The sequence below is a fragment of the Endozoicomonas sp. Z74 genome (assembly GCF_057680865.1).
Map to the genome: position 1 here is coordinate 24,838 of NZ_JBLYZI010000040.1, position 20,884 is coordinate 45,721.

13 protein-coding genes and 1 rRNA gene are annotated in these 20,884 nt (G+C 45.6%); 7 read left to right on the forward strand and 7 right to left on the reverse strand.

Annotated elements, in window-relative coordinates; translation table 11 throughout:
* Positions 1 to 104: 104 nt before the first annotated feature.
* The gene (locus ACNRUY_RS13230) at positions 105 to 791 is read right to left on the reverse strand and encodes a hypothetical protein (RefSeq protein WP_488112116.1); all 687 of its coding nucleotides are present in this window, start codon (positions 789 to 791) and stop codon (positions 105 to 107) included.
* 153 nt (positions 792 to 944) lie between these two features.
* A complete protein-coding gene (gene ilvY, locus ACNRUY_RS13235; RefSeq protein WP_488112117.1) occupies positions 945 to 1,841 on the reverse strand; it encodes an HTH-type transcriptional activator IlvY in 897 nt (298 codons plus the stop codon).
* Between the two features lie 244 nt (positions 1,842 to 2,085).
* On the opposite strand from ilvY, the gene ilvC reads away from it, so the two are divergent.
* Positions 2,086 to 3,102 carry a ketol-acid reductoisomerase gene (gene ilvC, locus ACNRUY_RS13240; RefSeq protein ID WP_488112118.1) on the forward strand — a complete coding sequence of 339 codons (1,017 nt, stop codon included), beginning with the start codon at positions 2,086 to 2,088 and terminating at the stop codon, positions 3,100 to 3,102.
* Between the two features lie 77 nt (positions 3,103 to 3,179).
* Here the strand turns inward: ilvC and ACNRUY_RS13245 are convergent, their stop codons facing one another.
* On the reverse strand, positions 3,180 to 10,712 hold the full coding sequence (locus ACNRUY_RS13245; protein ID WP_488112119.1) for a hypothetical protein: 7,533 nt from the start codon (positions 10,710 to 10,712) through the stop codon (positions 3,180 to 3,182).
* Between the two features lie 683 nt (positions 10,713 to 11,395).
* Here ACNRUY_RS13245 and modA point away from each other — a divergent pair.
* Entirely contained in the window at positions 11,396 to 12,433 is a 1,038-nt protein-coding gene (modA, locus tag ACNRUY_RS13250) for a molybdate ABC transporter substrate-binding protein (protein ID WP_488112120.1), read from the forward strand.
* 76 nt (positions 12,434 to 12,509) lie between these two features.
* On the forward strand, positions 12,510 to 13,433 hold the full coding sequence (locus ACNRUY_RS13255; protein ID WP_488112121.1) for a DMT family transporter: 924 nt from the start codon (positions 12,510 to 12,512) through the stop codon (positions 13,431 to 13,433).
* Here the strand turns inward: ACNRUY_RS13255 and ACNRUY_RS13260 are convergent.
* Both ACNRUY_RS13260 and ACNRUY_RS13265 read right to left on the reverse strand, forming a co-directional pair.
* Complete coding sequence (locus ACNRUY_RS13260) at positions 13,420 to 14,121, reverse strand: DUF2959 domain-containing protein (protein WP_488112122.1); 702 nt, start codon at positions 14,119 to 14,121, stop codon at positions 13,420 to 13,422. The two genes, ACNRUY_RS13255 and ACNRUY_RS13260, sit on opposite strands and share 14 nt — an antisense overlap.
* A 4-nt stretch (positions 14,122 to 14,125) precedes the next feature.
* The gene (locus ACNRUY_RS13265) at positions 14,126 to 14,323 is read right to left on the reverse strand and encodes a YqaE/Pmp3 family membrane protein (RefSeq protein WP_488112123.1); all 198 of its coding nucleotides are present in this window, start codon (positions 14,321 to 14,323) and stop codon (positions 14,126 to 14,128) included.
* Between the two features lie 248 nt (positions 14,324 to 14,571).
* Here ACNRUY_RS13265 and pssA point away from each other — a divergent pair, with 248 nt between their 5' ends.
* The 3 genes from pssA to ACNRUY_RS13280 all read left to right on the forward strand — a co-directional run bounded on the left by pssA (position 14,572) and on the right by ACNRUY_RS13280 (position 17,223).
* Complete coding sequence (gene pssA / locus ACNRUY_RS13270; RefSeq protein WP_488112124.1) at positions 14,572 to 15,402, forward strand: CDP-diacylglycerol--serine O-phosphatidyltransferase; 831 nt, start codon at positions 14,572 to 14,574, stop codon at positions 15,400 to 15,402.
* Positions 15,403 to 15,557: 155 nt separating this feature from the next.
* On the forward strand, positions 15,558 to 16,601 hold the full coding sequence (gene msrP, locus ACNRUY_RS13275) for a protein-methionine-sulfoxide reductase catalytic subunit MsrP (RefSeq protein WP_488112125.1): 1,044 nt from the start codon (positions 15,558 to 15,560) through the stop codon (positions 16,599 to 16,601).
* A 28-nt stretch (positions 16,602 to 16,629) separates the two neighbouring features.
* Complete coding sequence (locus ACNRUY_RS13280) at positions 16,630 to 17,223, forward strand: protein-methionine-sulfoxide reductase heme-binding subunit MsrQ (RefSeq protein ID WP_488112126.1); 594 nt, start codon at positions 16,630 to 16,632, stop codon at positions 17,221 to 17,223.
* Here ACNRUY_RS13280 and ACNRUY_RS13285 read toward each other — a convergent pair.
* Both ACNRUY_RS13285 and ACNRUY_RS13290 read right to left on the reverse strand, forming a co-directional pair.
* A complete protein-coding gene (locus ACNRUY_RS13285; RefSeq protein ID WP_488112127.1) occupies positions 17,212 to 17,901 on the reverse strand; it encodes a hypothetical protein in 690 nt (229 codons plus the stop codon). The two genes, ACNRUY_RS13280 and ACNRUY_RS13285, sit on opposite strands and share 12 nt — an antisense overlap.
* Positions 17,902 to 18,037: 136 nt before the next feature.
* The gene (locus ACNRUY_RS13290; RefSeq protein WP_488112128.1) at positions 18,038 to 19,951 is read right to left on the reverse strand and encodes a hypothetical protein; all 1,914 of its coding nucleotides are present in this window, start codon (positions 19,949 to 19,951) and stop codon (positions 18,038 to 18,040) included.
* A gap of 669 nt (positions 19,952 to 20,620) precedes the next feature.
* Here ACNRUY_RS13290 and ACNRUY_RS13295 point away from each other — a divergent pair.
* A 16S ribosomal RNA gene (locus ACNRUY_RS13295) occupies positions 20,621 to 20,884 on the forward strand; the annotation flags it as partial.

Sequence of the window (20,884 nt, forward strand, 5' to 3'; positions counted from 1 at the left end):
AGGAAAAGAAAGCTAGTTGAATAAAGGGGGAAGTTCACTAACAGAGAGGTCAGCCTGGCTGACAATCTCGCTGAGATTAGCAGCCGGCCAGGTTAAAAAGCTGGTTATATAGGAGTATCCAGTGACCGTTGAAGAATCAACGCCATGGACAAAGCGTGACGCTTGACCAGATAGGGTGCCATAAAATCCTCTTTTTGCATGGCCGCTTTCAGGAACCGCCATTTGGGCAGAAGGGTTGGGTCTTTGACCGGTGAGTTCGCCAGAGATTTATCCAGGGACTGAATCTGCCCCTGGAAGTTGTACATCTCCATAATAGGCAGGCTGGTGTAGGCTTCGGAAGCCATAAAGACATAAATGGAGGCCAGCTGAAGAAGGGTATTGATCTGATAGGCCCGGGTAGTTACCTGTTCTGAGGGGCTCATGACATCTTGAATAAACCGGGTGAATGCCTGCTGTGAGCTTTCAACACCTTCGGCCTGTGTATGTCCTGGCGCATTGGTTTTCTGCCAGTCCAAAGAGAATGTTTTGAGAGACTGGGTCATTTCATTAATGGACTGCTCCAGTAGACCGTCGTAGTCGTCCAGATGCAACTGGCTCTGTTGCATATTCAATTCTCTGGGGCGGACATCAATACCGGGTCCTTCTTCAGAGTAGGCGTACTTTTCGGACCAGGAAATCATCTTCATCTCATAACTGTCGATCATCAGGTCAAGCAGAGAAATATCACTGCCGGTCACCGCTCGGCCGTAAGGGCTGATGACCAGTCCCAGAGACAGCAATAGGCTGAGCATAATAAATCGCTGAGAACAAACCCTGTATCTTTTTTCCACGGTTACATCCCTTTATTTTTGATTTTTCGATGAAGGATAAAGTCTGCTCTGATGATAAATCTATGTCAAAAAAGGCCACTTATCCCGGGGAGCTATAAAAAAAGACAGAGGTAGTTAATTTAGTTCTGGTAACTGTGACCAGAAGGCCCGGACCAAAGGGTTTTTAAGTTTTTTTTCGAGCACGCAAAAACCAACGTCGTATGGTTTAAGGTCTGGAGTTATGGCCAATATACGAACGCGGTCTGATAGAGGGCTGTTGTTCAGGACAATCTCTGGAACCACGCCGACACCAAAGCCCAGGCTGACCATGCTGACAATGGCTTCGTTGCCGGCCACTTGAGCGTAAATGTTGGGCTTCTTGCCCATTTCCCGAAACCATTGATCCAGCCTTCTTCGGGCGACTCCCTGCTCTGGCATGATCACCGGGCTGTCGGACCATTGTTCTGCAGACAACGGGGCGGTTAAGGGCGAGCCAGGCTGTGGTGAGTGAACCGGAGCAATAAACACCAGCGGGGATAGGGCAACCTGTTTAAACGCCAAACCGGTGGGCAGGTTGTCGGGCCGTGCGGCGATAGCCACGTCATCCTGCTCTGCAAGCACCCGATGGATAGCCAGTTCCGGGTCCCCCGTATGGAGTTTGATGGAGATCAACGGGTAACGGGGACGGAATTGGTTCAGGATGTCATAGAGAAAACTGTAGCTGGCGGTGACCGAGCAATACATGCTGAGAGAACCACGCAGTTCCCGGGCATCAGACATCAGGTCATTATGGATGACTTCCCATTGCAGCAAGGCTCCCCGGGCATAGTGTCGGAATTTATCACCCTCCGGAGTCAGGGTCACACTCCGGTTGTCCCTTTCAAACAGCGAGACTCCCAGTTGCTCTTCAAGTTGCTTGATGGTTCGACTCAGGGTCGATGGGCTGACATGGCAGGCGTCACTGGCACGGCTGAAGTGGAGTGATTCGGCCAGTGCCAGGAACTGTTTGAGTGGTCGGAGGTCTACTGCCATGGTTAAAGCCTTTATCAGGGGAGGGGCTGGCTATTTTGTGGTGCATTGCAATATATAAAAAACAGAATTGCAAATATATCACTAACTGCAACTATACGCAGGATCACCTATGGGGTATGGTGTACCACGAATCGCCGTGAGTCCTGGTAACAGGGTTAAACCATTGGTCTTGAAAAGGTCGTGAAAAACAGTTTGCTTTTTAGGCATGGGTGAGCGGCCTTAACCATCTTTCAGGAGTTTTCTGATGAAAGTGTATTACGATAAAGACTGTGACCTCTCTATCATCCGTGGCAAGAAAGTCTCTATCATTGGATACGGTTCCCAGGGCCATGCCCATGCGAACAACCTGAAGGATTCCGGGGTCGATGTGACCGTTGGCTTGAGAAAAGGGTCTGCTTCCTGGGAGAAGGCTGAAGCTTCTGGCCTGAATGTTGCCGAAGTGCCTGCTGCCGTTGCTCAGGCAGACCTGGTTATGATCCTGACACCGGACGAATTTCAGTCCCAACTCTACAAAGAAGTCATTGAGCCAAACCTGAAGCAGGGAGCCACCCTGGCATTTGCTCATGGTTTCGCCATTCATTACAATCAGGTAGTGCCCCGTGCCGATCTGGATGTCATCATGATTGCTCCGAAGGCTCCGGGCCACACAGTTCGTTCCGAGTTTGTTAAAGGTGGCGGTATCCCCGATCTGGTGGCTATTTATCAGGACGCATCCGGCGAGGCCAAAAAAGTGGCCCTCTCTTATGCCTCAGGAGTGGGCGGTGGCCGTACCGGTATTATTGAAACCACCTTCAAAGACGAGACGGAAACGGATCTGTTTGGTGAACAGGCGGTATTGTGCGGTGGTGCCGTTGAGCTGGTAAAAGCGGGTTTTGAAACCCTGACCGAAGCCGGTTACGCTCCTGAAATGGCCTACTTTGAGTGCCTGCACGAGCTGAAGCTGATTGTTGACCTGATGTACGAAGGCGGCATCGCCAATATGAACTACTCCATCTCCAATAATGCGGAGTATGGGGAGTACGTTACGGGCCCCAGGGTTATTAACGATGAGTCCCGTAAAGCCATGCGCGATGCACTGAAGGATATCCAGAATGGTGAATACGCCAAGAAGTTTATCTCTGAAGGTGCTCACAACTATCCGTCCATGACCGCCTATCGTCGCAACAATGCAGCGCATCCTATTGAAAAAGTAGGTGCCCAGCTGCGGGAGATGATGCCTTGGATTGCTGCTAACAAGCTGGTGGATAAAGCCAAGAATTAATCGCAATGGTCTCCATACAAAAAACTCCGTCTTGTACGGAGTTTTTTTTGGTAACAACTTGAATATAACCAGTACAATCAATTTGCAGGTGCAACTTGCATAGGCTCAGGCAGGGGGTTCAGGCGCCGGATGGCCTCTTGCCGGACTGTTTGTTTTAGTTGATTCAGCTTTATGGTTCTTAAGTATCTGGCTCGAACAGCCTCTGAAAATTGCTCTTCAGTTAATAGATTGGATTTATCATCTGCCTCCAATGTTTCTGGAAGTCTTAGGGCTATGTCAGGTGTTAATAATTCATGAATGTAGAAATCGAGCAAACGAACCGGAGAATCTTTAATAGCAATATAAGCTTCTGCCATGGCGGGAATCGCGGGCTCTCCAAGGCGAGCACGTTCCATGAAATCATCAAGAACTTGTTTAACATGGTTATAACCTGCAAGCTCTTCAGTGGGTACTTCAAGTACAAATGTTGTTGCCTTCATTGTTGGTAGAACTTTGTCCAAATGTTCATCTAAATTTTGCTTGAATTTGGAGAATGAGGTTTTTTCATGTTGTTTATTTTTGGCCCTAGGCTGCATCTTTTGCTCCATTACTTCGCAGGTGTCTTTAAGGCAATCTATACTGGCAAGCTCTCTGAATTCCTGAGCCAACTTTAAAACATAGAAAGAAACAGAGCTTCGTTCATTGATGATAGCTTCAAGAAGTGTCTGAAATTTCTCAAGATTGCCGCGGCTTTGCGCAGCAACTCTTTTCACATCGGTTCGTGAAGCACTGATCAGATCAGGTGTTACTTTAGGCTCTTTTCGAACACCTTCACCGGTTAATACTTCCTTCGTGGGTGTGTCGAGGCTGTCAATACCTTCACCCAGGAATAATAAGAAAAAACTATCAAACTGTTGTAAAAATCTGGCCAGACTGGATAAGACTCCCTTTCCAATTGCGGCAATACCTTCAGCTTTTAATGCATCACTGATGGATATTTTTCCATTTGAAAGTTCATGTGAGTGGGTAATAAGGGCTGATCCAAGAGAAAAGACCCCTTTTGCTCCAAATACAGTAAGAATTCGACGCCAGGCGTTGGATTTTCTTAAAAATGCAACGGCTGCCGAGTAGCAGGATGACGCTGTTTTGCCCATGCCGGGGTACTGTCTGACATGTTTTTCTGCCAACGAGCAAAACCCGTTGACAAACATTTCGGCGGCACCTTCCATAGGGGCTACGAAAAATGAGGCCAGGTCATAACTGGCTGCATATAGACCAAGTAGCTGAAGAGCTGCCCCCAAGCCATAAAAACGACATGAGCGATTTTGGAATGTTTCAAAAATATCCAGGTCATGCTGGCTGAAGACTGAACCTTCAGTATTTATTAGAACGGGTATAGCATTAGTACCGTACATATCAGCCAGGCGTTGACTGTCAAATGGGGATAGCTCTGAGCCGTGATAAAAATTCCATAGTGCTTCATGGCGGCTTTTAACGTCTAATCTGGATCTCAGGTTTTCGTGAATAGAGGTGAATTCATTTTGAGCATTCAGTATATCCCATGGTGTCATAATAAGGGCTGTTCCCTGTTGCAATGCGCTTTTGGTGACCACATTATTATATCCTTTAATAAAATTCTGTGGACCCATTCTGGAAAAGGAGTCAATTAAGCGCTTATCATTTTCACACATATGATATTGTTCGTTGTTGGCAACCCCCCCCCTTATGGAGGCACTTCTTTTAAAACACCTTGCTGCATAATTTAGAACTCTCAATGGAAAGGCAGCCGTTTTTTTCCACCAACTATCACCAACAAAATTATATTCAGGAGAAAGGTACTTTAAGGATAAAGCAGAAAGAAAATCGTTGAATCGGTCCCATGAAGACGCATAGTGATAATAAACCTTCTCTGGGCTACTTTTTGAATCTAGGGACATTTCTGCGGACAAGACCAGGTAATGTCGAACTGCATCGCACATAAATTCAGATGAAGGACCTGATAATGCCCAGGGGATTCCTTTACAGGATTTGAGCATTTCGTTGGTTTGACTGTTGTCTGAAAACAGGGGGGCAATTGTTAACAAGGAGACAGTTTGTGCCCAAGTTGACATGGCGGCTGAAAGCCAGTCAATACCAAGGTCTGGAACCCATGGGAAATAGGTAGATCCTATGGGTAGCGTCCCCCCACTTGGGTATTCAGCAGTGGATACTCCATGCAATTCAGCCAAGTAACGAGATATTGTCATTACCATATGAGATGTAAACCACATAACATAGGATACACCACCGTGGTCTTCTGCAAATCGGCCGGCTCTAACCAGCCAGAATTCACGAATTTCTTTTGTGGATAAGGTTTCACCATGATGAACTCTTGAGACCAATGCGAAGTACTCCCTTAATAATGTAACTGTTTCCAGTTTCTCCTGAAGGGAATGGGTGTCTTTAATTGATAAAAGAGATTCAGAGGCGGATGAATCTTGAGAAGGGGGGGGACTCATATGTATTTTTTGTGTCATTTCTTCAGGTGTTTGTTTTTCTGATTTTAGATCTTGTATCACCCTATCCATTGACTCCGTGATTAGCGATAGACCCAATTTAGAGTCGGTTTCTTGACCGGTCGCCATCCTGGTTTGTTGGACTTCAGCAAGTTTAGTCGTTATCGCTTCTTTAATTCGTTCAGTTATGTATGAAAGTACTTCGGTATCAGATTTGCGAAGCCGGTTCAAAGCATCCGTGAAATCAGGTTCGATAGGCTTTCCTTCACGCTGCATTTCTCCTAGTCGCTCGGCATAGGAGACTTCAATTCTATACATCCACTCAGAGTAGATTCTTTGTGCCAAGTTATAGGTTACGCTTAACTGTTGTTTTTCAATAGCTGAGACTGTGCTTTTACTTCGAAGATGAAGGCTGGCACCTTGTGTAAACTCAATAAGGGCCAATGCATTCGATATTTGAGAAACACTGGGCATAATGCTTCTTATCTGAAACATAACCTCCTGACGAAGTAAGCTATGTAAAATACCCAAATTGACTAACTCCAGGAGTTCAAGCATTTCCTCTGGAAGGTCTATTTTAATTGCCGCTGGTTTGTCTGGAATTGAAGCACTGTCAGTACGTATAGATTCCATATTTTCTTTGACTTGTTGAGACTGAGCTTTCAGGCTATCCATAAGTTGATGGCATAGCTGAGTTGATTGATCAGAATTAGGTTCACTACTGTCAGAATCAGATTGTTCCAAGTCTTCTTCTGTGGAAGTTATGACTCGGCATAGCTCTTGTACAAAAATAAATAACTCTGGCTCTACCTCGGTAGTATCTATGGGCGTGTCAATATGGCTTAATACATGACCGATTTGGTTGTTGATGAGAGTAATGACGTTATTATATCTGGAACCAAGTTTGTTTCTTAGTTGCTCAGAACTGTTGTGTTGGATAGTAAAACGGAGGTTCTTTAGCATAGTATACCGGATAGAGTTCCAAAGGGTGTTAGTATTGCCCTCCTCAAACGCTGTATCATGACCTGGTATTGGCTCTTTTAATACACCGTATTGGTTATGACGTGCACTGGTATCATGGATAAAGCTTGGAATAGGGCGCCTGGTTGATCGATTAAAAATTTCTAATGAATAAAGTGGGTTATCTTCCTTTTCTCTGAGAAGAATACTTTCCTCAATCCAGTTCGCAGGCTGATTTTCCCATGATAATTTATTTTGCGCTCTCCTTATAAGCCTATCCATTTTTCCTGCAATCCACATAACGGGCTTATGTTCTCTTACCAGTTGCGTTTTTAAAGACTGAAATTTAGGTGGTTCTTTTCCCCTGACGCTTGAGTAATGACGTAGTAGTTTGAACAGAGCAATATGAGTTTCAGGTATTGATTTCAAGGAGCGTAAGTGGTCGAGTTGCTGCATCATATGGGCTGCGGTTGCCTGGCTTTCCTGAGTCATCAGGGTATGTAAATTTCGAGAGAATGACTCTTCCATCTCTGTAACAGATTGTTCTAGATGGTGTAATCTTGGCCTTTGCATCCAGGTTGAGCGGGAGGGATCACCTAGCTCATCTTTAAAAAATTGTGTCATTCCTTCGGTTAGAGATAAAAATTTAAAATAGATATCTGAGCCGTGGGGTGAAAGTTTTAGTAAACTCTGATCATAGTTTGCAACCAGCACCTCCATTCTATAGTTAAAAAACATCATATCAGAAATAAATTTGCTTGTACTCTTTGAGAATGCCTTGTCGTCTGTAGATAATAACATTGTTGATAAGATTTTTTGCTCAAAATCATCTAATGAATTATGAACACTTGCATGAGTGTATTTTTTTAAACCTATGAAGAAAACAGTAGTCTCATGAGTCAGGATGATATCCGTAAGGCCTTTCACTAAACACAGAGGGCAATGTGGTCTTGGATCGGTTAGAAGTAGCTTTCGGTATTCGTTATTCCAATGCTGGATAGGAATTCTTCTTGAAATTGATTTGGCTTTTTCCTTGGCTTTTTCTCTGTCGGCGTATTCTTGGGGAGAAAACTTCTTCAGTTTTTCAGTCAGTTGTGCCGTGGCTGTTTTTTTTATTTCTTTTAAAGAGAGCCCAGCTAACGATAGGTATCGGCGACCATTGTTTCCCCCAATACCTTTTATAGTTGACTTCAATGGCGAGTCGTGAAGTGATGCAATAAAAGCGTCTGATACAAAGTTGTGTATCAACCAATGCTCAAAGAGATCTTTGCTGTTATCAGGATTATCTGTACTCATGTCAACAAAACGCCGTTGAAAAGATTTCAGAGGTTCGGTAACCATGGAGTCGGCTTCTTTAAATCGAGAGTCTACCAACTCTACAGTTTCATGATGAAACTCGAATTCTTCACGGATTAGCTCTTCAGCATGTTCATCACTTATTGCACTAATTATCTCTTTGAACGAGGATGGTGATGTTCTCTGGCTTTTGGTTGTCTTTAGATATGAATCAAGAACCATTCCTGGTGTAGGCTTAATTCTATGTAGGATTTTTATAAAATTAATTATTAAATTTCTGTTTTCTCTGGCCGCATAGCCAGGCCTGGGGATTCCTATAAATGTGATTAGCTGCTCAATTAATTTCAAAGGTATGTTGTAGGACCTCAGACTATTTTGAAGTTCAATAAGCATGAAAATAGCATCTAAATATTCAGTATTTATAGATGTGACTGGTCCTGTTAGATTCTTGATGGTGTGTTTTGCAGATTCTAAAACCCTAACTTGATTTGGTAATACTTCCTGGAAAAGCTCAGCAGTTCGGTTTACTTCCCGGAATAGATGAATGTTGTTAATAATAAAATTTAATTCACCAATATACTGGTTTAACTGTTTAATAAATCCTTTTGTTGCTTCTGGTGGAATGGCAGGAGAGTGTTCAAGAAGTTGAATAATTTCATCAACTTCAGTCGTAAGGCGAACTTCGAAGCTCGCAATAGGTCCGTAATCTGTCTCCTGTTTTTTTTGAAGGAGTGCATCATCAACTCGAGAACCACTTTCTACTGGCGGAGGAGGAGTATCATCACCAGTAGAATCCTGTATATTTATAATTGTTTCTTGATGATCCTGGCTCGTTGTTGAAATGGCTGAGGTTTGATGTTCTGAAGTTTTACTGTAGGCTAGGCTGGCTCCTTGGCTGTTAGTGTTTGTTTCTGGCTCTGGGGTAGTCAATGGAAATGATATACCCCAATGGTCATCCCCATTATGATAGATGAAAATATTTTGATTGAGATCCTCAACTTCTAATGGTCGGGTTGAGCCTTCAATAGTAGCTATGCTTCCTTGAATATTTCCTAGATGGTCAGGTACTACAAATACTATGTTCAATTGAAATAGTTCTGATGCCACTGGAATTAAAGCCATTTCTCCCCAGGAAATATTGCTGCTGAAACGACGAAGCAGTGTCCTGGCCTGATCTTCACCGGTCTGTTCAATAATGCGATGGCTATCCTCCCTGAAGTCACCATTGGTTACGATTTCCTTAAGTCTATCTACAATTTGCTGCCTGATCATCTGTACATCAGTTCTTGTCACTTTCGATGTGTGTTTTTGCTGGTGTCGGTAATGAGCAATTGCTCTGAAAAAACATTGCCCATCTCCTAGAATGGAAATATTTTGTCGTCCAGTTAATAAACGTTCTAAATTCGAGGTGTAGCTGGCTGTAGATGATCTACTTAATTGAACTGGAGATTCTTCGATACTTTGTGGGGGGGGGGTAGTTGCTTCATTACCAGCACTTCCACATTGTGATTCGGAGTTGACTTGACCCTCATGTGCTTTCGTTTTTTTATCAAAGTTGAGGATGTACTTTTTGAGATGATTAAAGGTAAGAAGAACGGACTCTTCTTTTGTTTCAACATCTGCTTTTACATAGACTGAATCTGTTAATATCTGTAGAAGTAGTTCTAATACTTCAGGTGGAGTATCTTCAGGGGGGGGGGAGGTGGAAAGAAGCCTGACTAACCTTTTAAAAGTATCAATAGGCACAGCATGGTTTTCTTGTTCTTTATCATATATAAAAAAATGTGCAGGAACCTTTTCTTTTTTGATGGTTCCATCACTGTTCCATCTGATAAGAATTATTACTGGGCTACCGTCTTGGTTGAATGAAATAGTGGGTGCAAAGTGAGCAGTATACTGAAGATCTTCCCGTAATTGGTTAAGCTCATCCTCGGCTGCCTGAGGAAAAAGTGTTTGTGCGAGATAAGTGCTTACTGAGCTCATTATCTCGTGGACTATGGCCGGAGGGTGTAATTGAAGTATCCAGTTCATAGCGAGGTTGATTGCCTGGTACTTCTCATTGGGAAAGTGGTAAGGGAATGGTTTGTGATGATCGTTATAATCTGTCCATGGGTCGGTATCTCCCGATGGAAAGGAATCTGAGCTTGTATCTTGAGGGGGGATTATGGATGGATGAAATGAAGGGCTTGACACCCTGAGCTTTACTTTTATTGATGGGTCAATGACGGTGACTTTTGGTTTGTTGCTAGCTGCGTTTGAGAATGTGTAAGTTTTATCACCCACCTTGAAATACGAACATTTTTCTAAAACGGGGTCATAAATGACTATTTTTCCACTTTTGTAGGGAGCGGGTTCAAACGTTGTGAAGTGATACTGCATCCCAGATATTCTTTCTATGCCAGATTTTGGTTGTCCTAATTTTGACATTTCCTGCAAAGTCAAATTGTTGATTCTTTGTTCAGTGCATAAATGGATTGCCCAAGTTAGGGCGCTTGGTGTGAACTCGATGTAGCTTTCATGATTTCTACCTGATTTCAGGGCGCTGTTTATAACAACTGGAATAGGTGGAATGCTCTTTTTGCTATCGGATGATGGACGAAGACTCTCTATTTTTATTCCGGCAGGTTGAAATTCTGAATTAAAAACTTCAATCACCCATTGAGACCTCTCTAACTCACTCATTGCTTCAGCGTAATCGCCATTTAATGGGTGAAAGTCTTCATCAAATAAATGCCCTTTGGTTACAGCTGTGAACATGGCCATTGTTAATGCGACGAAACAAGCTCGCTTTATCGGTTTGGTCTTTATTTTAGTCTTCGCTTGTGATGCTGTATCCCTTTTTCTTTCCATGGCTATTTTAAATAGAGTAAAGTGCATCAAGTTATACACCTGTGTAGTTTATTGAGTACTTTAATAAAAAAACAAAAGCTGAATTAATATTGCTTTTCACTTTTTCAGTGATCTTTGTTTTCTGAGTTATCAATGCCACAAATTTTCCGTTTTTAGAGGTATAGTAACATTCATCATGAATACAATCTTCTTGTAAGGAGGTATTTTTTCGTATCGATAGATATGCTGTAAGCAAGGGAAATAATAGTCGTTTATTCTATATATTTTCAAATTTTCATGTTATATATTTTTGCTATATTGAATCGCAATCATCCCCCTCTTTTTTCTACTGCGCTCTTTGCAGGCAAAGTAGCATAAAAACGCATTTTGCTTTTCTTAAGGGGGCGAACTTTTTCTGTTGGGAAAATACGGTAGCTAACGTAAGAGGTGATAGTTGACGAGTGACGCCTGTTATCTTCGAGGGTTAAGAGAATTTTGTTTTAATGCCATTATTGATCATTCCGGCATTTCTATTGGTGTGCATTGATGAAGCTTTAAAGAAACTAACCAGTGTCATGATGTATGCTTTGATTTTTTTGATGCAGGCTAGAAATGTACTCGCGTTCTGAATACGAAAATTTACTTAGAGAAAGCGAAATAAGAAAAGTGGCTAATATTAATGCTTTGTTTTGGTCTCATATTCCTCTTTTCTCAATTTACGAGAGTTGCTAGTTATGATGAATGAATATTATTTTTGCTTTAGTTTGCTTTTCATGGTTTTCTTTTCTTTTCTTGGTGTTTTTATAAAAAAATATTCCGTGATTTCTGTTTTGATAGGCTTGTTTTTTCAAGCCTTTTTTCAAGAAACAGTGAGTGCGAGCACTTTGAAAATAGCTGTTACGCCTGACTTCAATGACACGCTACAGTATTTGTCAAGTCAGTTTATGAGGAGAGAGCCTGGAGTTGAATTCAATCTTGTTGTGGGTGCTTCATCAGAACTTTTCGATCAGGTTATGATTCCTGGCAGTAATTTTGATCTTTTGTTTTCTCCTGACATTGCTGTCTTGAATCGGCTTCAAGAAGAAGGCATGCTTTTTAAGGATTCACGAAAAACCTATGCGTTCGGGAGGCTTGTGTTCTGGATTTCACCTCATACAGATCTTCCAGTTAATCAGGAGCCTAATTCAATTCATTCAATGTTGAAGTTTCTTCAGCAAGAGCTTCCGGCACTGTCTATAGCTAACTCAACAAGTACGACCTACGGAAATAGGTCTGTTGAAGTGTTAAAAAAAATGCATGTTTACCATGCAATGAAAAAATTTTCTCTAATTCATGAAGGGGATGATGTGTACGATGTGTTGAACGTTATTAATGGTGGCACTGCATTGATTGGGATTCTTCCTGGGTCATTGATTTTGTCTCACACTGAAGAAATGAAAGTTGATCATAACAATGTTACAAACACTAATATTACTAGTGTGCCAGATGACTATTATGACCCTATTGAACAGCAGCTTGCTATTTTGACCAGCACTAATCAAAGTGAGATTTGCTGGGAGTTTTTAAATTTTATTTTGTCTGCCGAGAGTCAGCGGTATATTGCAAGCCGGCGATATACGCCTGTTATGGAATTAGACGATATTATCATATCACAGTTGCAATGGACATCTTTTCAAGTCGCCTTCTATGTTACAAGCACTATCTCAGTGGTTGCTGCTATACCTGTGGCACTATACTCTATTGTTCTTCATAAGACAGTGTGGGCTAATTGAATAGGTTGTCAGCAATCCTGTTTATAATCATGGGCAAAGAAAAGTCAGTTATATGGCAAAAATCAGGTGTGGCTCAGTGAGTGATCGTCGCAAGGGGCTGGCCATTCTTGGCCTCATAATGGCCACTGTATGCTGGGGAGGAAACAGTGTTGCCGGCCGCCTCAGTGTGGGAGATATTCCACCAGTGTCCCTGGCGTTCTGGCGTTGGACCTGTGTGTTTGTAATATTGCTGGTTGTTGCTGGAAGCAATGTCTGGGATAAAAGGCAACAGCTTTGGTGCAGTGTGAGGCAGTTGCTGCCTCTGGCCCTGCTCAGTATCACTTCGTTTAACTCGTTGCTTTATATTTCTGCGCAAACGACTCAGGCCGTCAATATCGGTCTGATTCAGACGACACTGCCGGTTATGGCCATGCTGCTGAGTATACCAATACTCCGTGTCTGGCCTGTGTTCGGGCAGGTGCTGGGTGGTTTGATTGCGATTCCTGGCATGTTGCTGTTATTCAGTCATGGCAGTATTGAAAGCCTGGTGGATTTGAAGTTTGGTAGCGGTGATTCGGTAATGCTTCTGGCCACCCTGGGCTGGGCACTCTACACCGTGTTGTTACGCCGGTTTAATCTGCCTTTCTCGGGAGTGGTTCTACTGACAGTGCTGGTAGGGCTGGGCGTGCTGATGTTGCTCCCCTTTTATCTTTGGGAGCTGGCTGAGAAAGGCGGCTTTGCAATGAATGCTCATAACCTGGGTTTGCTGACTTATGTGGTGTTGTTTCCTTCACTGCTGGCTTATCTGGCATGGAACCATGGTGTAAAAGTACTGGGGGCCAGCCATGCGGCTATGTTCAACCTATTGATGCCGGTTTTTGCGGCGCTGTTTGCCATTCCCTTACTGGATGAGCCTCTTGAGGGGTACCATCTGCTGGCTGCCGGTTGCATTTTTACCGGCATCTGGCTGTCCGTTCGAAAAGAGAGACAGCCAGATGACTCACCGGTTATTCAGCCCTGAGGGCTTGAATAAACTGCCTTGACTGGTCAATGGACTGTTGCATCTCTTTCACCAGCTGATCTATGTCGGCCTTGATGCTCTTGAACTCCCCTTTCAGGGCATTGATCGCCCTGGCATTGAGATTGTGTTTCAAATAAAGCACCTGGTCCTGGAAGGCATCCAGAACCGGTTGCATTCTCTGCTCGGACTTCTTAAGGCTGGCCATCATTTTCTGATAGCGAACCCGGGTATTTCTGAGCTTTTGGGCGCTGGCACGTTTGAGACTTGCACTTTTGTAGAGCTGCAGTTCCTCTTCCCACTCTTCAAACAGCGCTTCTGAAACGCTTTCCACACTGGCAATGCGATCCCTGACTTTTTCCGCTGCAGAGAGGCTGTCTTCGTATTCGCCATTGAGGTCGTTATAGGCTGATTCCAGATCACCGCCATCAAAGTTGATGACGCTCTGGAATTGTTCCAGGGCGGTTTTGAACTGCTCCTGAGCCTGTTCCTGAGCGATCTGGGTGTCTTCGATTCGATCCACCATAATATCGCGCTTGTGGATGCCAACCTTTTCCATGGCACTGTAATAGGTGCTCTGGCATCCGGACAGGAGCAACGACATGGCCACCATCACCGTGACCAGAAAAGCGGTATGCTGTTTTTTGTTCACCAGGGGCAGGCTGAACGGTTCAACGATTGGAGTACTCATGATTTCAGTCTTTGTTTTCAATGGCTTCAATCAGCGCTTTGTTGCGTTTGTCCGCAAGATGGGTGTTGACAACAAAAAGCGCGTGAATCACTCCGGGTATCCACCCCAGCAGCGTCAGAATGATGTTGAGAACGACCTGAAAAGGTTTGCCACAGAGGAGCACGGCCAATGGAGGAAGAATGATTGCCAGGAAGTAGCGCATGGTATTCACCTTTTATGGTTCTTTTATTGTGTAAGTTCAGGTTATCTATTTTTGAGCTTTGTACCATAAACCCGCTGTTATGGCTAAAGGTATAGTCTGGACAGTAATGAGTGTATTTTACGCCGTCATAAAGCGATGCGGCCAAAATAGTTCAGTACTGATCGGGCCTATTGATCTACCTTATCCCTGATATCCCGATTTCGTGATAGAGTCACCTGCTAGTTCTGTAACCAAGAGCAGATGTGTCAATGACTGAGAAAGCGGAAAAGCCGGAGAGTAATCACGATGCCGTCGACGGCTTTTTTCCTGTAGACGAGCACGAAGAAGAGATTATTGAGGGTGGTGAGACCATTCGCCGCAAAGGCATCTACCTCCTTCCCAACCTGTTCACCACCGGCAACCTGTTCTGTGGCTTTTACGCCATTATTGCTGCCCAGGCCGGTCATTTCTCCCAGGCCTGTATCGCCGTATTTGTGGCCATGATCCTGGATGGCCTGGACGGGCGGGTGGCCCGGATGACCAATACCATGAGCAAGTTCGGCGAGCAGTATGACAGCCTGGCCGATATGGTTACCTTCGGGGTGGCGCCCGCCATGGTGGCTTTCAGCTGGGCGCTCCACGATTTAGGCAAGTTTGGTTGGATGGTGGCGTTTATTTATGCGGCCTGTGGAGCACTCCGCCTGGCTCGTTTTAATGCCCAGATTGAAGTCACTGACAGCCGTTACTTTACTGGCCTGGCCAGCCCTGCGGCGGCTGCACTGGTAGTGGGTATGGTTTGGGCATTAAGTGATTTTGGTATAAACGGCGACTCTATTGTGGTCGCGTTGCTGGGAGCCTTGATTACGGGACTGTCCGGTGTGCTAATGGTGAGCAATATCCGTTACCACAGTTTTAAAAAGATTGATCTGAAAGGCCGGGTACACTTTATTTTTGTGCTGGTCATTGTGTTGACCTTTGCGGTGGTATTTTCAGATCCTCCCCGGGTGTTGATGCTGATTTTCCTGGCTTATGCCTGCTCGGGGCCGATAATGGCGATGTTGCGTATGGGGCCTGACAGCAAAGAGAAAGCTTCGGATTAAGTAACACAGAGTGACGTTGAAAAGACAGCAAAGAAGCCAGCAGCTGCTGGCTTCTTTGTTTTTAAAAGCAAGAAATTTATTACCAACAATAAAAATACCCTCGTAGCCTGATAGCCGTCATAATAGGTGTGAAGAGTGCTCCAGGAAGGACGGTTATGCTTCTGAAAATAAATAAACCCTCGGACATTTCGCCCAGTGAGATAACCCCCGAAGGGGTCTATCAGGGTAGAAGGGCATTCATACGACAATCTGGTCGTATTGCCCTGGCGGGTCTTGGAATGGCTATGGTGGGTTGTACTGAAGACCGTTCAGCTGAAGCAGCGGTTGGAGTGTCAGGAAAGGGGCTGGCAATACCAGAGGCTTCAAAGGTTCCGGGCTGGTTGGCTACACAGGTCGCCAATTCCAGAAACGGAGGCTTTTCCACATCAGAAAGCCAGACGCCCTGGCAGGATGTCACTACCTACAATAATTTTTATGAGTTTGGCACTGGCAAAGGTGACCCGGTTAAACATGCCGGCTCCCTGAAAACCGATCCCTGGTCAGTAAAGATCGACGGAGAAGTGGGCAGGCCAGGAACTTACACTCTGGAAGACATTCTCAAGCCGCACGCCATGGAAGAGCGGGTTTATCGCCTGCGTTGTGTGGAGGCCTGGTCCATGGTGATTCCATGGATTGGTATTCCTCTGGCGGATATTCTCAAACGGTTTGAGCCCACATCAAAAGCCCGGTTTGTGGAATTTACAACGTTGCTTGACCCAGAGCAGATGCCAGGGCAGAAGTCTCCCTTCGGGGGGCTGGACTGGCCTTATGTGGAAGGGTTGAGAATGGATGAAGCCATGAACCCGCTTACCCTGATGGCGACAGGCCTCTATGGCAAGGTTTTGCCCAATCAGAATGGGGCTCCCTTTCGATTGGTGGTTCCCTGGAAGTACGGTTTCAAAAGCATCAAGTCCATTGTCAGGATCCGTTTGACGGAGCAACAGCCGAAGACCACTTGGGAAAGCACGGCTCCCGGGGAGTATGGTTTTTATGCCAATGTGAACCCTGGGGTAGATCACCCTCGCTGGAGCCAGAAGCATGAAAGACGGCTGCCCAGCAGTCTGTTGTCACCGAACCGGATCAAAACCCGTTTATTTAATGGCTATGAAGAAGAGGTGGCAGGGCTATACAGGGGCATGGATTTGTCCCGTTATTACTAGCAGCCTGTCGGGTTAATAGGTGGTGCAAATGGATAGGGTAGCTCAAGTTAAGTGTTTTGTTTTTCCGGCCTGCCTGGTGCCACTGGCGCTACTGGTGGTTGCTGCCTCTGGCAATACTCTGGGGCCTGATCCGGGAATGGCGGTTACTCATGAACTGGGTATCTGGGCCCTGCGTTTTTTGTTGATCACCCTGGCATTAACACCGCTTCGGCAATTAACCGGCATCAGCAGGTTGATCCGTTTTCGGCGCATGATGGGATTGTTCTGCCTGTTTTATGCAGCCTTGCATATCCTTTCTTATCTTGCCTTTATGCTCGGCTGGCAGTGGGATACTCTTGTTGAAGATCTGTATAAGCGCTCCTACATTATTGTTGGTGCCATGGCGGCTTCCATCCTGATTGCCCTGGGAGTCACCTCAACCCGGGCAATGATGAAACGAATGGGGAAAAGCTGGAGCCGGTTGCATCAGCTGGTTTACCCGGCAGCTGTATTGGTGGTTGTTCATTTTCTCTGGTTGGTGAAGAGCGATTATACCGAGCCAATGATATATGGGGCCGTGCTGGCGGTTCTGTTGACTTTGAGACTGCCGGTGGTTCGCAGTCATTCCTGGCTAAATCGGTAAGAAAGCAATGCGGCCAATGGTTTGAACGGTCTTCCGGATGGCTCGTTGGTTCTTCTGGGACATGAGGTTGGCCATCATATCCTGATTGGCAATTAACTTTCCGTAGAGCCGCTCAAAGCTGAGATTAACAGTCCTTCCTGTAGCATTGGTCAGTAGCAGCGGTTCACTCCTGGTATTTCGTCGGCTTTGCAGGCGCCAGGCCAGTATCTCAATGTTACGGGCGCTGTTGTACAGTTTTTGCTCATGAAGCTGATCCGTCATAAAGAACTCTTCCTTGTTTTCATAGCTGGCCCTGATCATGGTGCTCAGCCCTGCCATCAGGGCAAATACCCGGTCTCCCTGATAGTCGTCGTTCAGTGCCAGCAGCATGGCATCTATGCTTCGTTTTCCCCCGAGCTCGTTGAATTGTTGAAGGTAACGATTGATACCAAACAGGGTGGTTATTCTGTCTTCCAGTTTCACTCCAGGGGTTTTTGCCAGCTCTCTTGGGTTTCGGGCGTACAGCTTACGAGTCAACTCCTCCATCAGGCTTTCTGCAGTTTGCAGGTGAGTATCGGCGACTGTGTCAATTTCTGACTTGGCCAGGCTTTGAATGCGAAAAGACTCCTGGCTGCTGCAACCGGCCAGCAGTAAAAGGATCGTCAGAAATGGGATAGCCAGTAATACAAAACGCTTCACAGTCGTACACCCTGCTGACTCTGTTCAGAGTTGTTTCTGCCAGCCACGACGGCCGTCTGGGAAACTCTACTGGAAGCTGGGCCCCTAGAAAATGCCCTGGGGCAGAATATTCAGGGATTCTGCCCCAGGACAAGAGTCAATGGGAAGGTTTGACCAGATCGGTTATATACAGGGGGAACCCGGGGTAGCTATCGGGTGGAACGTGCAGCTTTCTTGTATTGTTTGAGTCCAGTATGCCGGAGACGTGTCCATGCTGATCATAAAGCTGGACCCAGGCATGGGCACTGTTTTTCATGTTGCCAGTAACCACACTGGAAGCGATGCCATACTCGGCCAGCAAGATTGAGAGAAAAATACTGAGTTCCCTGCAAACCGCAGTCTGGCTATCAATAATGATTCCAATATCAGCACAACCATGGCGATCATGAATCATCCTGTTTCTTTGTTCCCCATACTTATAGGTGCTGAGGCCATAAGGAAGGCTTTTATCCTCTACTAAGGGAACAACATCTGTAAGCCAGCACTGAATGATGGCTTCCCTGGCCTGAAGCGAGAGAGTTGGGTTTTGTCCTGGACGAACCCCGGTTCTCTGATGGATCAGACGGGTTACTGATGCCATCCACTTTTGCAGGGTGGGAGAACCATAGTCGATGGTGACCAGTTCGCCGGATCGGGCTTGATAGTTATTCAGTTTGTGGCTGTGAAATGAGTACTTATTCAATGGGGCAAAGTGGGACCTGGCTCCGGGGCTGACCCTGATATGTTTTAATGCCGAGCCTTTGAGAAAGCGGATCGCAAAGCTTCCATCAATATTACAGACCCTGGCCATCACACCTTCGCCGCTAACCCCTAGCAGCTGTGCTGGAAGCCGGGTATCTTCATGAGCAATGGACACATATTTACATTCCTCGTGGAGGCTTCCTGAGCGACAGGCTTTCCTGAATGCATCGATCATTGGATCCCCGGTCAGCTTTAACCGGGGAGTATTTCTGGGTGGTTGGTCTGTGATTGCCAGCAGCTGTTTGATGATTTCAGACAGGTCAGAGATATGAACGTCATTTCTTTTACAGGCATGGAAATAAGCTTCACTGTCTGCAGGGTATCGCTTTATGAACTTTATCAGCGTTGCGTCGTCCAGATTCAACGACAGCTTTTTATAGGCCTTAAAAAGGGGTTTTGGTGAATGGTATTTTTCATAAGGACACTTTTCTGGCACTAACAGCGGATAGTCGAGCCTTTGAGCATCGGGGATTAAGTCGTCTGGGAAGTGAGTCCGATTGGGGGGCGGTATTCTTTTTCGGTTGATCTGCCCCTGTTTGATGCCTCTGAACCTGCCACCTTGAATACCGGGTTCATCTTTTTCATTTGCTCTGTCTATGGGGAGGGTTTGGTCACTGAGGGCGTCATCACCCTGCAGGGTTTCCTCAGAAAGCTGTCTCTCCAGGTAAGCCTGGTAATCCCTGAAATTACCTGAGAGCTCAAGGGGAGGCTGAACGACGGTCTTTTGGTTGTGCTTCCTTTTGCGTTTCTTTTTTTTAGTCGACGGTGGCTCAGGGGATGGGCTTTCGTCCGTTTCTGTGTGCCGGTTGTTGGAGTTATCCTGAGCATATTCATCTATGAGTGGAGCTTTTGGCCCAAGGCATTCATTCTCTGCTTCGCTGTTATGTGGATTATCGAAGTGCTTTGGGCGGTGTATATCGATAAGCTCTGCAACCCGGTTGAACCGCCGGTTTTGTTTGTTGATGACTCTTCCTAGATGGTCCCCCACACCAGGCAGTTTGCTCATTAGCTGGTCCAGCCTGACCAGCTTGTTCACCTTGAATTTCTCAATACCTTTTCGTTCTGGCGCCTCCTTGACCAGCTTTCCTTGAATTAACGAGCAGGTACAAACGGTTTTCAACGCCTTTCTCTTGTAGAAAAGCGCACGGCCACTATCAATTCTCGCAGTTAGGGAGTCGGAATCTGGGTTTTCTCGATTGTATGCTTCGCAGACTTTGTTGAGCCAGTAGAGATCGTTTGTTGTCAGTGAGGACTGTGTTTGCCCGGGCACGGTGCTCCCCTTTTATTCTTTCCCTTTTTACCTTCACATTAGCATGAGTCAGTTATGACAACCTGCTTGTGTTGAAGTGTCAGCGGGGCGTGAGTGAAGAGCTTTCAACAAGAGAAGCTTTTGAGCTAGGTATATTGCGCAGGTTGCCAGAGCGCTTGGGGTGCGTATAATGCGCCCCACTTCCAAGACATCAGTCAGGACAGCGGAACCCATCGTTCATTGCTGACCGGCTTTTTTGATGTCGGTTGATGGAAGGTGTGGTTGGTTAAGCGGTTATCAAAAAATGACCAGTTGACAACGAGCCGCAGCGCGGTAAGATGCGCATCCGCTGACAGGGGCTGAGGCCAGCGTCAGTGAGTTGAAAAGCTTCTTTGCTCTGACGCAAAAGACTGCTTGACAACGAAAGCCGCCACGGTAAGATAGGCGGCCTTGCTGATCGGCATCAACGGCTGGTCAGGGTTGAGAATCTCCTGATTCTAACCAAGTTCTTTAACAAGATATCAGACAATTCGTGTGGGCGCTTGTGCGATTGCATCGGTTAACAAGGCTTCGGTCTTGAACTACTTAAGATGCTTAATTGAGCAAGCGAACATATCTGTTAATTCATGTGCGTTTAATTGCAAAATTGAGTCGTTGCTCGCTCTTCGGAGTGAAGTGACAAAACGATTTAAACTGAAGAGTTTGATCATGGCTCAGATTGAACGCTGGCGGCAGGCCTAACACATGCAAGTCGAGCGGTAACAGAGATAGCTTGCTATCTGCTGACGAGCGGCGGACGGGTGCGTAACACGTAGGAATCTGCCCGATAGTGGGGGATAGCCCGGAGAAATCCGGATTAATACCGCATACGCCCTAAGGGGGAAAGCAGGGGATCTTCGGACCTTGCGCTATTGGATGAGCCTGCGTCGGATTAGCTAGTTGGTGGGGTAAAGG